Consider the following 14,021-nt stretch of genomic DNA (forward strand, 5'->3'; position numbering starts at 1 on the left):
GTGTATGCCACAGAAAATGAAAGTCAGTAACAATAACGAGTATAATCAATTTTTAGAAAAAAGAGGAAATGTCTTTCATTTCATTGATGAAGCTATAGAAAACTGGTATGAAATTTCAGAAAAGGTTGCAGGTGGAAATAACATTTACAGCGATAAAGTTGTCATTGCAATACATATAATTGTTAATCTATTTAGAATAGGTTTAAGGCAAGCAGTTGGATTCATAAAAGGATATTTAGAAGGTATAGGGAAGAATCTGCAAGTGATGAGCTATTCACAGGCTTGTCGCCGACTAAACAAACTTAATTTGAAACTGTGTGATCACAGAACAGATAAAAATGATATGGAGAATATTGAAATTGCTATAGATAGTACAGTAATCCATATTTATAGCAACAGCACTCAACATAACAAAGATAATGCCAAGATAAGGAAATATAATGGTAGAAATCAAGCAAGAAAGCTACATGTTGCTTTAGATATAAACAGTAAAAAGGCAATAACAACTCGATATACTAATTTCCTTTCACATGATAGCGTATCAGCATCGGAAATACTAAAAGAAATAGGTGATATCTATAAGATTAAGTCTCTTCGTGCAGATGGAGCTTATGATACAGCAAATTTATATAAGTTATGCAATAAGTATAATTTAAAACCCATAATAAAGCCGAGAAAAAATGCAAAAATCTACAATGATATAGATCATTTATCGGAACGAAATAAGAACATCAATATAAGAAAAGCATACAATTTAAGTCAGTGGAAAAAGAAGACAAGGTATGGAACACGATCACGTATTGAGAGTTTTTTCTTTAGGGTTAAAAAAACATTTGGATTTAGTTTTAAGAATAAATCCAAAATAAATCGTTCTCAAGAGATGATCTTAAAATGCTACTTGATTAACAAATTTACTGATATCGGTATGCCTATTTTCGAATTTGCCTCGTAAATCCCTTACATCACACCTTCTCATTGGTAGCCATGCAACAAAGCCCAGAGAAGATAAATAAATAGCTTCAGTTTCATGATAAGAACGCTGGCGGAGTTTGTAAAGTAATTTTTTCGTTTCTATTCCCAATAAAAGTTTGTTATATGGTTATGCAAGAAGTCTATTATAAATGAAATGAATGTGAAAAATATCTTATTAGCGCTTTTAGTACAAACGGTATTCAATTTGCCGCTATTTGCAGCTGATCCTGTTTTGCTCAACTGCATTGAAACTCCAGAGATTTATGACCTTGATGCAAGGCCAAAAAATTTTAGCTCTTCAAACAATTTAAGAAGGAAACCTGGTTCTCCAAATAGTGCAACAGGAGAATTAATACACATAGTGGGTAAAATTACTGATGTAAACTGTTTACCAATACAAAATGCTGTAGTTTCTATATGGCACGCGAATTCACGCGGCGTGAACCATTACGATAAGAATATAGAGGATAATCAACTCGATCCGAATTTTGCTGGATCAGGAAGGTTTGTAGTGAATAATCTTGGCTATTATAATTTTATTACGATTTTACCTGGTAAAATTGGTGATAGAGCTCCACATATTAACTTTCTAGTTCAACATCCAGATTTTCCAGAATTCACAACGCAAATGTTTTTTGCTGACCATAATTGCGATAATTGTGCTGATCCTGTTCTTGAAGATTTTGTTAGTAACGGACTTGCAAGCCTTCTCATAACATCATTTACTTACAGTGATCAGGTCATAAAAACCTATACGTTTAACATTACCTTAGGCGGATATAATAAGTTCTCTAATAAAAGATAAAAAACCTTGCATGTAAGGGAGTCCATAGTAAACTTGAGTGTTATTGTACTTAGAACGTATATGAAAAATATCTTACTGATGTGTTTGCTATGTTTTATGTACAGTTTACAATTATTTGCAACGGAGATGCCAGCAATGAAAATAACAATTTCTAAAATTTCGCCCGATTTTAAAACAATAGTAATGGGTTTATTTGAGGACAACGAAACCGTAAATGATGGCGGAGTTTTGCAAGGAAAACAGATCATAGATAATATAAAGCAATTTAGCGATTTCAATGGAAATTTTGGTGAATTTTTCTCTACTGCTTTGCCAGAAGAAAAAAATGTCATAGTTGTTGGACTTGGTAAAAAGGATGAATGGAATGAAAATAAAGAATTAAATATTGGTGGTAAAATATATTGTGAGCTAAGCAGATTAAAAATTAAGAAAGCAGCGATTTTAATCGAAGGTAGTGCAGCAAATGTTGCATATGGTGCGTTTCTACGTAGTTTTAAGTTTGATAAGTATAAAACTAAAAAGGATGAGAAAATTACAGAGTTAGAGGAGATTACCGTATTAGTAAAAGATGAACAATTAAGTAATGCTGAAAGATCATTTGAGCACTTAAGACAAGAAGGTGAGAGTATATTCCTTGCGCGCTCTTTTATAACAGAGCCTCCTAACATTCTATATCCAGAATCCTATGCTGATCATATAAAAAAAGAACTTAATAAGCTTGGCCTTGAAATCGAAGTGCTTGATAAAAAGCAGATGGAAGAGAANAAAATGGGAGCCTTGCTTGGAGTCGCACAAGGAAGTAGTAAAGAACCAAAATTAGTAGTGATAAAATGGAATGGGGCTTCTAAAGAACAAAAGCCAATAGCTTTTGTTGGTAAAGGTATAACGTTTGACACTGGTGGAGTATCACTCAAACCTTCACGTGGTATGGAGTCAATGAAATATGACATGGCAGGCTCTGCTACTGTGGTTGGGGTGATGCATGCTTTAGCAGGACGAAAAGCAAAAGTAAATGCGATCGGCGTGGTTGCACTTGCAGAAAATGCAGTGGGTGGTAATGCTCAAAGACCAAGTGATGTAGTAACTTCAATGTCAGGACAGACGATAGAAGTATTAAACACTGATGCAGAGGGAAGGCTCATACTTGCAGATGCTTTATGGTATACGCAAGAGAGATTTTCACCACAATTTATGATTGATCTTGCAACTTTAACTGGTGCTATAGTGGTTGCACTTGGAAATAACGAATATGCTGGTCTTTTTTCAAATAATGATGAATTAGCAAATCGTCTGATTGATGCAGGAAATGAAGTAAATGAGAAGTTATGGCGTTTTCCTATGAATGAAACTTATGACAAAATTATTGATTCACCGATTGCTGATGTGCAAAATATCGCTCCTGCGGGCTCTGGTGGAGATAGCATAATGGCTGCACAGTTTTTACAGCGTTTTGTGAATGAAACTTGCTGGGCACATTTAGATATCGCAGGCACTGCTTGGCACGAAAAAGGTACTGATATTTGTCCAAGAGGAGCAGTAGGTTTTGGTGTAAGGTTACTTAATAAGTTGGTTGAAAAGTACTACGAAGCCAATGATTGAAGGTCTTTATACTGGATTTATGGCCTTAGCTACATGAACGTTTATTTCCTAGGTGCAGCAAATGAAAGTAGCTGATGCATATTTCTTTTTTTTGGTCAAGCACTGGAATGGCATCAAGGAATAACTTTTTATTTAAACAATGATTATAAGTAAGAGGTCTATTGAAATTTTAAAGTTATTAAATATTGACGCTATATACTTAAGTGTTAAAATAGAATGAAAAGTTTTTAGGAGTTTATATGGCAGCAGGTGGGAAAGCAAAGACAGCTAGTAAAAATAACCCTACTCAGCGTAAGAAAGCTGAGCAAAAAATGTATAAAGATAAACCAGTGAAACCTGTTAGATATATAGATCGTGACTCGCGTATGAATTATATGTCTGCTCAATATGACAACGGCAATCTGGTTGAAGATGAGATAAGCGGCAATCCTGTAAAGTGGGAAGCTGTATAATAGTTGTGGTTAAAGTTACTATTAATTCTAAGGAATGTGAAGTAGAGCATGGGCTCACTATAATTCAAGCTTGTGAAGTCGTGGGCGTTGAAATTCCACGTTTTTGTTATCATGAGCGTTTAGCAATTGCTGGTAACTGCAGAATGTGTTTGGTTGAAGTGGAGGGTGGGCCTCCAAAACCAGTAGCCTCTTGTGCAATGCCAGTTGCAGAAGGGATGGTTATTCACACTGATACCCCTAAGGTTAAAAAAGCACGCGAAGGAGTACTCGAGTTTTTGCTAATTAACCACCCGCTTGATTGCCCAATTTGCGATCAGGGTGGTGAATGCGATTTGCAAGATATCACAATTGCTTATGGAAAAGGAAACAGCAGACTTGATGAGCATAAGAGGGCTGTGCCAAAAAAACACTTCGGACCGCTGATTGAAACTGCGATGAATAGGTGCATTCATTGCACTCGTTGTGTTAGGTTTTTGTCCGATGTTGCAGGTACAAATGAACTTGGAGGAATCGGAAGGGGAGAAAATGTAGAGATTAGCACTTACATAAAAAGGCATATTAGTTCTGAATTATCCGGAAATATCATAGATCTCTGCCCGGTAGGGGCTTTAACTTCAAAGCCTTACTCCTTTACAGCGCGTCCATGGGAGCTATCACATTGTGAGACTATAGATGTACTAGATGCTGTGGGTAGCGCAATTAGAGTTGATTATCGTGGCCCGGAGGTTATGAGGATATTGCCAAGGCTGAGCGAAGAGGTAAATGAAGAATGGATATCAGATAAAACCCGCTTTGCCTATGATGGACTAAAAGTTCAGCGTCTTGATCGACCTTATGTAAAAAAAGATGGTAAATTAGCCCCAGTTGATTGGAATGAAGCATTAATTATTGCTGCAAAGAAATTAAAGAATACAAAATCAAATAAAATAGCTGCAATTGCAGGTGATTTAGCAGATTGTGAATCTATGCTTCTACTCAAAGAAGTGATGCAGAAGCTCGGCTCGGGGAATATAGACTGCAGGCAGGATGGTGCAAAGCTTATACCAAGTAATCGTGGATCGTATGTGTTCAATACCACTATTGAAGGTATAGAAAATGCAGATTTATGCCTGCTTATAAATACAAATCCAAGGATAGAAGCACCGATCATTAACGTAAGATTGAGAAAGAGATATTTACAGGGCAACTTTCCTATTGCAAGTGTTGGTCCTAACATTGAATATTTATATCATGTCGAGAAATTGGGCGATAATCCTGATATTTTGAGTGAAATAGCAAATGGAAGTCATAAATTCTGTGAGCTGCTGGTGGCTGCTCAAAACCCTATGCTGATCATTGGTCAAGATGCATTAATAAGAGATGATTCTGAATCAATTCTAATTCTAGCTGGCAAAATTGCAGAAAAATTTAACATGGTCAGAGATGACTGGAATGGCTTTAATGTGCTGCATAAAGCTGCAGCAAGAGTTGGTGGGCTAGATATTGGGTTTGTTCCTAAAAAAGGCGAAAGGGATATTAATCAAATATTGGAACATGCAGAAAGTGGTGAAATAGAAGTGGTTTATCTTCTTGGTGCAGATGAAATTGATACATCAAAGTTAGAAAACACATTTGTAATTTATCAAGGTCATCATGGTGATAAAAGTGCACATGTAGCAGATGTTATCTTGCCTGGTGCTGCATATACAGAAAAATGTGCAACTTATGTAAACACTGAAGGTCGAGTGCAAAGAACAAATTTAGCTGTATCGCCTCCGGGTGGAGCAAAGGAGGACTGGTTAATTATTAAAAACCTCTCACAATATTTGGATCTCTCCTTACCATATGATAGTTTATTTGATGTGAGAAAAAAATTAGATACTATTGGTTCACAGTTTAGCAACACTGATCAAGTGATAAAAAATAAATGGATTCCAATCAGCAGTGGTGAAATAAGCTTAAATAATACACCTTTTACCTTAAAGGAGGGTAATTTTTATATGACGGATTCAATAAGCCGCGCTTCAAAAATAATGGCAGATTGTACTAAGGCTTTTTATGATTACACTAGTTAATATCTTATTCATCTTAACACCTTTTTTACTGCCAATTTTTGTATACTTGCAGCATAAAGTAACTGTCACCATTACAAGTAATCAGGACCAAAATGCAGAACAGAAGCCATATACGTTAGCGCAGTTATGTGTAGATGTTGGAAAGCTGCTTATCAATGGTCCTATGTGGATTGTGATAACATTTGTAATATTAAGCAAAAGTCAAGAAAAACCTTTCATATCATACGTTGAGATGTGTATGGGAACTACATTTCTGATTCTGGTGTTAGCTGCATGTATATCATACTATTGCATTAAGACGGAAAGAAATAGTACATCAAAAAATGTAGCAATCCTTGTTTTAATTGTATTAAATAATTTTTCTATAGCACTCGCTGTGTTGTGGATTCTTAGAATTATGGATCATTTTTGTGGTTTAGGGTTGTATGCTTCTGGTATTTAAGATTGTCTTCCTTCTTATTCCGTTACTGTTGTCGGTTGCGTATTTAGTATATTTTGAACGCAAAGTGATTGCTGCAATTCAACTGAGGCATGGTCCAAGTGTAGTTGGACTTTTTGGGCTATTGCAGCCATTTGCAGATGCTATTAAGCTCCTGATTAAGGAGCCGATAATACCATTTAGAGCGAGCACCATACTGTTCATTATGGCTCCAATGCTTACCTTTATCTTGGCATTAATTGCCTGGGCAGTTATACCGTTTGGTGCTGAAGTAATTGTAGAAAATGGCCAGCAAGTAGTTATTCCTAAGGTTATAGCAAATATTAATGTTGGAGTGCTTTATGTGCTAGCTATATCGTCGCTGGGAGTATACGGCGTAATTATTGCAGGCTGGTCAAGCAATTCTAATTATGCATTTCTTGGCGCTATACGGTCGGCTGCTCAGATGATTTCATATGAAGTTTCAATAGGCTTAATCGTTGCTACAGTCGTTATTACCACTGGAACATTAAATCTTGGAGAAATGGTAGTGGCGAAACATAATATGCCATTTTGGGTTGATTTACTACTAATGCCTGTAGGAATAATATTTTTTATTTCTTTGCTTGCCGAAACTAATCGTCATCCATTTGACTTACCAGAAGCTGAAGCAGAGCTTGTATCTGGGTATAACGTCGAATACTCATCGATGCCTTTTGCTCTCTTTTTTTTAGGAGAATATGCAAATATGATTTTAGCAAGCGCTATGATGACGATATTTTTTCTAGGAGGATGGTATCCGCCACTGGAGCTTGGTTTACTTTACAAAATTCCGGGTTTGATTTGGTTCGTTTTGAAGATAGTCATACTTTTGTTCGTATTTATTTGGATTAGAGCAACAATACCTCGCTATCGATATGATCAACTAATGCGTCTTGGTTGGAAAGTATTTCTGCCAATATCGGTGCTTTGGGTGATACTCATTTCAGGGGTGTTGCTCTTTACTGGAAATTTACCTGGATCCAATGTTTAATTTTCCAAATACAAGATTAAGGCGCAGGCGCTCAAGCAAATGGGTTCGCAATTTAACAAGTGAAAGCACTTTATCGGTAAATGATTTGATTTTTCCTCTGTTTGTTCATGACAGAGAAGAAACAACTGAACCAATTTCTGGCTTACCAGGCGTAAAATGTTACTCAATAGATGGACTAGTATCCGTAATTCAAGAAGCTAAGGATTTAGGAATTAATGCTGTTGCGATTTTCCCTGTAGTTGATAGTAAATTAAAATCCAAAAATGCTGAGGAATCATATAACTCTAACAACTTAGTCTGCAGAGCAATTCGTGCTGTAAAGTTAAATATACCTGAAATTGGTATTATTGCAGATGTTGCATTGGATCCATACACTATTCATGGCCATGACGGCATTTTAAAAGACAATCAGGTTGATGTAGAAAACGATGAAACTGTATCGGTATTATGTAAACAAGCACTTGCTTTGGCAGCATCAGGGTGCGATATAGTTGCTCCTTCTGATATGATGGACGGTAGAATAGGAATGATTAGAAAGGCACTGGATGGTGAGAGCTTTCAGGATGTATCAATATTATCCTATGCAGTGAAATATTGTTCCAGCTTCTATGCACCATTCAGGCAAGTTGTTAGTTCATGTGGGCTATCAAACTCTATAGATAAAAGTGGTTATCAAATGGATTATCGGAATGCGCGCGAAGCAATTTGTGAAATTGAAATGGATATAAATGAAGGCGCAGACTTTATTATGGTTAAACCAGGCATGCCATACTTGGATATTATTAAAACAGCAAGTGATAAATTTAATTTTCCGATTTTTGCTTATCAAGTAAGTGGTGAATATGCAATGATAAAAGCTGCAGCAAATAATGGATGGCTCGATTATGACAAAGTGATTTATGAATCTTTGATTGGTTTCAAACGTGCGGGTGCAAGTGCAATATTCACTTACGCTGCACTTGATATTGCAAAAAATTTAAGTGCATAAGCCCTATAAAATTATTAAATTTTTGGTGTATGTTCTTCTACTGTTGCTGCATATTACTTAAAATTTTCCAATACATGTTTTAAGTTATTGATAAGTCCGTTACAATACAGTATTATAAATAATATAAACCAAGTGTTACTTAGGACATGGGGATTTTTTTTAAACTTTTGGGAAAGGCACTAGGCAAAGTTTTTCCTGCCAAAACAGTAAGCTCTCTTTTAGGAATAGGATATTTACCAAGTTGGCAGAACTATTGGTCTTCTTTTTTAATATTATTTATTGTCGATGTTATATTAATTCTTACATATGGAGGCGAATACTTACTATATAAAATGCCAGACTCAGGAATAGTTGTAGCTGCTGTTTTTACAAAATTGGCAATAGTTATGTTAGTAATGCAATTAATTGGAATATTTATTTTTCATGCTCAAGACCCTTCAGCAAACAGTGGTGAAGAAATAGTAATACAAATAGCGTCAGGGCAAGTACTGACTGTAGCACTTTCAATGCCAGCAATAATGTCAATTTATTATGCTGTAAGTAAACTCTATGGGAATATATGTAAGCAGATGTTTCAATGCCCATTTTGGTTTAATGATTTTATGCACTTTTTCTTTTTTCTTATGATACCTTACGTATTTTTTAATGTCGTAGAAGTGATAAAACCATGGCCAATAAGTTCAATACAGCTCAGCTATAATAATGCAATGTCAATTACATTTGAGGGGATTTTTCACACATTTTATGCGGTGATTTTACTGTATTTAACAGCATTTATATTCTGCGATTTAACTATGCATGGTGCAATTGTCCTAAATAAAAGCATAATTCAGTATGTGAGGGAAAGTTCAGCATTTTTAGGTGATTATTTACATGATACTGTTAAAAAAATAGGTATTGAATAGTACTTATTTATTTATATATTTAGTATAANAAAGTGACAATTTGTGTGGACTTACAAAGTATAATAAAGGAGTTACAAGATTTTTGGGCTAGTGAAGGATGTGTTATACTTCACCCATACACATCTGAAGTTGGTGCTGGTACATTACATCCTGCAACAATTATGTCTGCAATTGATACAAAATCGACAAAAATTGCATATCTACAACCAGTGATTAGGCCAGCAGATGGGCGCTATAGTGATAATCCTAATCGTTTGTATCAACATCACCAATATCAAGTTATAATAAAGCCATCTGGTAATAATTTACAAGACGTCTATTTAGATAGCTTAAAAGCTCTTGGCATATCTACAGAAAAATATGATATTAAGTTTGTTGAAGATGATTGGGAAAATCCAAGTGTTGGTGCATCAGGACTTGGATGGGAAGTTACATGCAATGGAATGGAGGTAACACAGCTTACTTATATACAGCAAGTTGGAGGGATTGACTGCAAGATGATTCCTGGTGAGGTGGCATATGGGTTGGAACGTTTAGCAATGTGCATACAAGATGTAGATAATGTTTACGATATAATTTGGAACGATAATGGTGTAACTTACGGAGATATTTTTAAACAAAGAGAATATGAATTTTCTTATCTAGCGTTAGATTATTATGATACTAAAGTGGTACAGCAGCAATTCGAAGATACGGAAAAATTGTGTAAGTTCCTTATTGAAAAAGAGCTACCAATGGCAGCTTATGACCAATGTATTAAAACTAGTCACCTACTTAATCTGCTTGATGCAAGAGGTGTGCTTGGTGTGAATGAACGTACAGCTTATATTGGCAGAGTTAGAGAGCTGACAAAAAAATGTTGTGAATTGTACATGAGTAAATAGCGTATGTCATTGCAGTTATTATTTGAGTGCCTTTCAGAAGAAATACCACCGAGAATGCAGAATGTAGCTGCAACTCAAGTTAAGAGCTGTATTGCCAATGTTTTTAACAAAAATAATGTAAAATTTACATCAATGGAGGTTTTTGTAACGGCACGTCGCATTACCCTATTTGTCGACAACATAAGTGCTTTGGAGCTAAAGGATTCCAATAACGAAGTTAAGGGACCAAACATTAACGCACCAAAAAGTGCTATCGAAGGTTTTTTAAGAAAATATCAGAAAAATGAAGAAGATTTGCTCGTTCGAAAAGTAAATAATGAGGATTTTTACTTCATTAAAAGAGAAAGCTGCTCATTTAACATTCAAGAGTTTCTTAAAAATCAACTAGGAGAAATATTAAAAAATTTCTCTTGGCCAAAAAGTATGAGATGGGGCGAAGGAAAAGAAAGGTGGGTTAGGCCAATTAAAAACATTTTATGCATTTTAAATGATGAAATAATACCTGTGTCTTTTGCAGGGATCACAGCATCTAACACAACATATGGCCATCGATTTCTCTCAAGTGGTACAGCGTTAACTGTTAAAGCACCTAAAGACTATTTTGAATTGCTAGAAAAAAACAGTGTAATTCTCCAAATGGACAAAAGAAAGCAATTTATACTAGATCAGATTAATAAATTCACAAAAGAGCAGAATTTACAACTTGAGAAAAATGATTATTTACTAAATGAATTGACAGGGCTTATAGAGTGGCCAATCGTACTGTTTGGTGAAGTGAATCAAGCAAAGTCATTTGGATTACCAAAGGAAGTAATACTTAGTATAATTAATACACAACAAAAATACCTTGCTTTGAGTAATGGGCAAAGAATCTCATATTTTGTTACTGTTGTTAATGTCAATAATGATAAAGTCATTAAAGGACACGAAAGAATATTAGAAGCACGTCTTGCTGATGCCCAATTTTTAATATCTCAAGATAAAAAGGAAAATCTAGATTATTATGTCAAAAGATTAGGTTCAATATTATTTCATGCTTCACTTGGCAGCGTGGGGGAAAAGGTGAAGCGTATTACGGCTCTGTCAAAGTATATAGCTATATTTATTCCACATGCTTCGCTGATAAAAGTTGAACGTGCTGCATATTTGGCAAAAGCTGATTTGGCAACATCGATAGTAAGAGAGTTTCCAGAATTACAAGGAGTAATGGGTGGATATTATGCTTCTTATTTTCACGAAGATAAAGAAATAGTGGAAGCTATAACTGAGCATTATAAGCCAATCGGGCCAGAGCAAGAATGCCCTAAATCTCCTACTGCAATTGCTGTGTCCATTGCAGACAAAGTGGATAGCTTAGTTGGTTTAGTTGCAGCAGGAGAAAAGATCTCAGGTTCATATGATCAGTTTGGTTTGCGGAGAATGACAATTGGTATAATTAGGACAATACTTGAAAATAATTTGCATATTCCAATTAGGCTACTGATAGACAAGTCAGTATCTTTATATTCAAGACTTCTATTTAATAACAATACAACGTCAGCTGATAAGCCAAATAGAAAACAAATTTCAGAACTAGTATTGAGATTCTGCTTAGAAAGATTCAAGGTTATTTTAAAAAATAGAGATATAAGGCAAGATATTGTAGATTCAATACTATATAAAATCGGTATTAATGATCTGCTGACAGCAGAAAAGCAAACTGTTATATTGGATCGTTATCTTAGTACGCCAGAAGGTGAACAGATTCTAAGCACTTACAAAAGAGTAAGTAACATAGTTAGCAAAGTAAGGAAAAGTGATAGCACTACTTATAGTACGTCTTACAGTAAGAGGTTTTTGATTGAAGATGAAGAAATTGCACTATCAAATTGCGCTATAACTGCTTGTAAAAACATAAAACAAGCAATAAAAAATAATCACTTTAATGCAGCACTTGATGAGCTTGCTGGTTTTGCTCCATTTATCAATCAATTTATGGACAGTGTAAAGATTAACTGTGATTCTAATGAGCTAAGAAGAAACAGATTATCTTTGCTTGCAAGTGTTGTTTCCATCTTTCATTTAGTAGCAGATTTTAACCTCATACAGGTTAAGCAATGGATAAATGCTCAGGCAATATAAAGAACAAATCAAATCATCTCCACAGTCCTGTGGCGTGTATAAGATGGTTGGAGATAAGAATAAAGTTTTATATGTTGGAAAAGCAAAAAACTTGAAGTCGAGGTTATCCGACTACCTTCAATTTGAAAACCTTTCTGAACGAATTAGAGTTATGCTCTCACAGGTTATTAAGGTTGAAATATTCATCACTGAGAATGAAATCGAAGCACTGCTTCTTGAAGCACAGTTAATAAAATCGTTGAAGCCACCTTATAATATTGTGCTTAAGGATGGAAAATCTTATCCTTATATAACAATTTCCAAGCACGATTATCCAAGAATAGCGAAATATAGAGGCAAATTTAAGAAGAATGAGTTTCATTACTATGGCCCTTTTCCATCTGCTGCTGCTGTTAAGAACACTATATTATCATTGCAAAGAGCTTTTCTCTTGAGAGTATGTTCAGATCAATACTTTTCCTCAACAAAAAGACCATGTATCGAATATCAAATTAAGCGCTGTTCAGCACCATGCGTAGATAAAATTACAAAAGATGATTACTGCCAATCAGTAAAACAAGCACAAGATACGCTGCTCGGAAGGAATAAAGAAGTGCAAAAACAGTTATTTTCTACAATGGAAAAGTGCAGCAGGGAAATGAACTATGAGCTTGCTGCTGTATATAGAGATCGATTGAAATTTCTTCAGCAAATTCAAATGCAGCCAATGGATTTTTCTTTTGAAAAAGATGCAGATTTCTTCAGCATTGTACGTGAGGCGGACCTGGCATGCATTGGTGTATTATCATTCAGAGATAAAGGCAACTATGGAAGCATTCCTTACTTCGTCGAGAATTGTAGTGATCATCCAAATGATGAAATTTTATCCACCTTTTTGGTCAATTTGTATAATCCAGTTAATACACCACCAGCACAAATTTACGTTCCCGATTTTATTACGGGTAAGGAAATTATAGAGCAAGCACTGTATGCTGTTGCTCAAAAACCAATGAAAGTTTTGCATGCAGAAAATAGTAAAGAACGTGATTTGTTGAAATTTATTTACAATAATTCTCAGCATAGCTTAGAGCAGAAGCTTATCGATTATAGAAATAACCTAGAAAAGCTTGAAGAGCTTAGCAAAATCTTCTTGTTACCACACATTCCAAAGCGTATCGAGGTTTATGACAATAGCCATATATCTGGAAATCAACAAATTGGTGTGATGGTTGTTGCAGGGCAGGAGGGTTTTTTAAAAAGTGAGTACAGAAAATTTACTATAAAGGAAAAATTTTCAGGCGATGACTATAAAATGATGAGGGAAGTGCTAACTAGACGTTTCTCCGGCAATATAAAAGGCATAATACCTGATTTTTTACTGATTGATGGTGGACCAGGACATGTTTCCATAGTACAGAATGTACTGGAAGTATTGAATATAAACGTTCCTTTTGCTTGTATGGCAAAAGGTCCTGATCGTAACGCAGGGAATGAAAGATTTTATATGCTGGGCAGGGAAGAATTCAGTTTGGCGAATGACAGCAAAGTCATGCTTCACTTACAATCGCTGCGTAATGAAGCACATCGTTTCGCAATAACTTCACATAGAAAAAAACGCGATAAACAGTTTATAGTTTCACAATTAAGCAAAATACCCGGCATTGGCAACAAAAGAAAAAAGGCGTTGATGTCTTATTTTGGTTCAGTGAAGAACATAAGTAAAGCTTCTCTGGCTGAAATTCAAAACGTACCTGGAATTAGTAAAGGTTTAGCAGAAGTCATTCTTAAACACGTGAATTATAACTAGTGAA

11 protein-coding genes are annotated in these 14,021 nt (G+C 35.2%); all 11 read left to right on the plus strand.

All coding sequences use genetic code 11. The features are described 5' to 3' along the window. The first annotated feature begins 4 nt into the window (after positions 1 to 4). Positions 5 to 952, plus strand: a complete 948-nt coding sequence (locus NOX90_RS05170) for an IS5 family transposase (protein WP_375603607.1) — start codon at positions 5 to 7, stop codon at positions 950 to 952. Positions 953 to 1,126: 174 nt separating this feature from the next. After that, entirely contained in the window at positions 1,127 to 1,777 is a 651-nt protein-coding gene (locus tag NOX90_RS05175; protein ID WP_375603789.1) for a protocatechuate 3,4-dioxygenase, read from the plus strand. Between the two features lie 96 nt (positions 1,778 to 1,873). Beyond that, positions 1,874 to 3,376 (plus strand): leucyl aminopeptidase, encoded by a 1,503-nt coding sequence (locus NOX90_RS05180; protein ID WP_375603790.1) that lies wholly within the window; start codon positions 1,874 to 1,876, stop codon positions 3,374 to 3,376. 239 nt (positions 3,377 to 3,615) lie between these two features. Continuing rightward, positions 3,616 to 3,828 (plus strand): hypothetical protein, encoded by a 213-nt coding sequence (locus NOX90_RS05185; protein WP_375603791.1) that lies wholly within the window; start codon positions 3,616 to 3,618, stop codon positions 3,826 to 3,828. 5 nt (positions 3,829 to 3,833) lie between these two features. Further along, positions 3,834 to 5,882, plus strand: coding sequence for an NADH-quinone oxidoreductase subunit NuoG (gene nuoG / locus NOX90_RS05190; protein ID WP_375603792.1), 2,049 nt, complete (start codon positions 3,834 to 3,836; stop codon positions 5,880 to 5,882). Positions 5,883 to 6,307: 425 nt separating this feature from the next. Then, a complete protein-coding gene (nuoH, locus tag NOX90_RS05195; RefSeq protein ID WP_375603793.1) occupies positions 6,308 to 7,333 on the plus strand; it encodes an NADH-quinone oxidoreductase subunit NuoH in 1,026 nt (341 codons plus the stop codon). Beyond that, a complete protein-coding gene (gene hemB, locus NOX90_RS05200) occupies positions 7,326 to 8,321 on the plus strand; it encodes a porphobilinogen synthase (protein ID WP_375603794.1) in 996 nt (331 codons plus the stop codon). The genes nuoH and hemB overlap by 8 nt, the downstream gene beginning before the upstream one ends. Before the next feature lie 146 nt (positions 8,322 to 8,467). Further along, complete coding sequence (locus NOX90_RS05205) at positions 8,468 to 9,226, plus strand: phosphatidylglycerophosphatase (protein ID WP_375603795.1); 759 nt, start codon at positions 8,468 to 8,470, stop codon at positions 9,224 to 9,226. Positions 9,227 to 9,270: 44 nt separating this feature from the next. Further along, entirely contained in the window at positions 9,271 to 10,110 is an 840-nt protein-coding gene (locus NOX90_RS05210; RefSeq protein WP_375604612.1) for a glycine--tRNA ligase subunit alpha, read from the plus strand. A 3-nt stretch (positions 10,111 to 10,113) separates the two neighbouring features. Beyond that, entirely contained in the window at positions 10,114 to 12,231 is a 2,118-nt protein-coding gene (gene glyS / locus NOX90_RS05215) for a glycine--tRNA ligase subunit beta (RefSeq protein ID WP_375603796.1), read from the plus strand. Beyond that, the gene (gene uvrC, locus NOX90_RS05220) at positions 12,215 to 14,017 is read left to right on the plus strand and encodes an excinuclease ABC subunit UvrC (protein ID WP_375603797.1); all 1,803 of its coding nucleotides are present in this window, start codon (positions 12,215 to 12,217) and stop codon (positions 14,015 to 14,017) included. The genes glyS and uvrC overlap by 17 nt, the downstream gene beginning before the upstream one ends. Positions 14,018 to 14,021 lie beyond the last annotated feature (4 nt).

Source organism: Wolbachia endosymbiont of Anurida maritima (assembly GCF_042182995.1).
Lineage (GTDB): Bacteria > Pseudomonadota > Alphaproteobacteria > Rickettsiales > Anaplasmataceae > Wolbachia.

Bases quoted from the DNA above. Each gene is read 5' to 3' on its own strand.
- NOX90_RS05170 (WP_375603607.1), top strand. From the start codon at position 5: ATGCCACAGAAAATGAAAGTCAGTAACAATAACGAGTATAATCAATTT.
- NOX90_RS05175 (WP_375603789.1), top strand. From the start codon at position 1,127: ATGAATGTGAAAAATATCTTATTAGCGCTTTTAGTACAAACGGTATTC.
- NOX90_RS05185 (WP_375603791.1), top strand. From the start codon at position 3,616: ATGGCAGCAGGTGGGAAAGCAAAGACAGCTAGTAAAAATAACCCTACT.
- nuoH (WP_375603793.1), top strand. From the start codon at position 6,308: ATGCTTCTGGTATTTAAGATTGTCTTCCTTCTTATTCCGTTACTGTTG.
- hemB (WP_375603794.1), top strand. From the start codon at position 7,326: ATGTTTAATTTTCCAAATACAAGATTAAGGCGCAGGCGCTCAAGCAAA.
- NOX90_RS05205 (WP_375603795.1), top strand. From the start codon at position 8,468: ATGGGGATTTTTTTTAAACTTTTGGGAAAGGCACTAGGCAAAGTTTTT.
- glyS (WP_375603796.1), top strand. From the start codon at position 10,114: ATGTCATTGCAGTTATTATTTGAGTGCCTTTCAGAAGAAATACCACCG.
- uvrC (WP_375603797.1), top strand. From the start codon at position 12,215: ATGCTCAGGCAATATAAAGAACAAATCAAATCATCTCCACAGTCCTGT.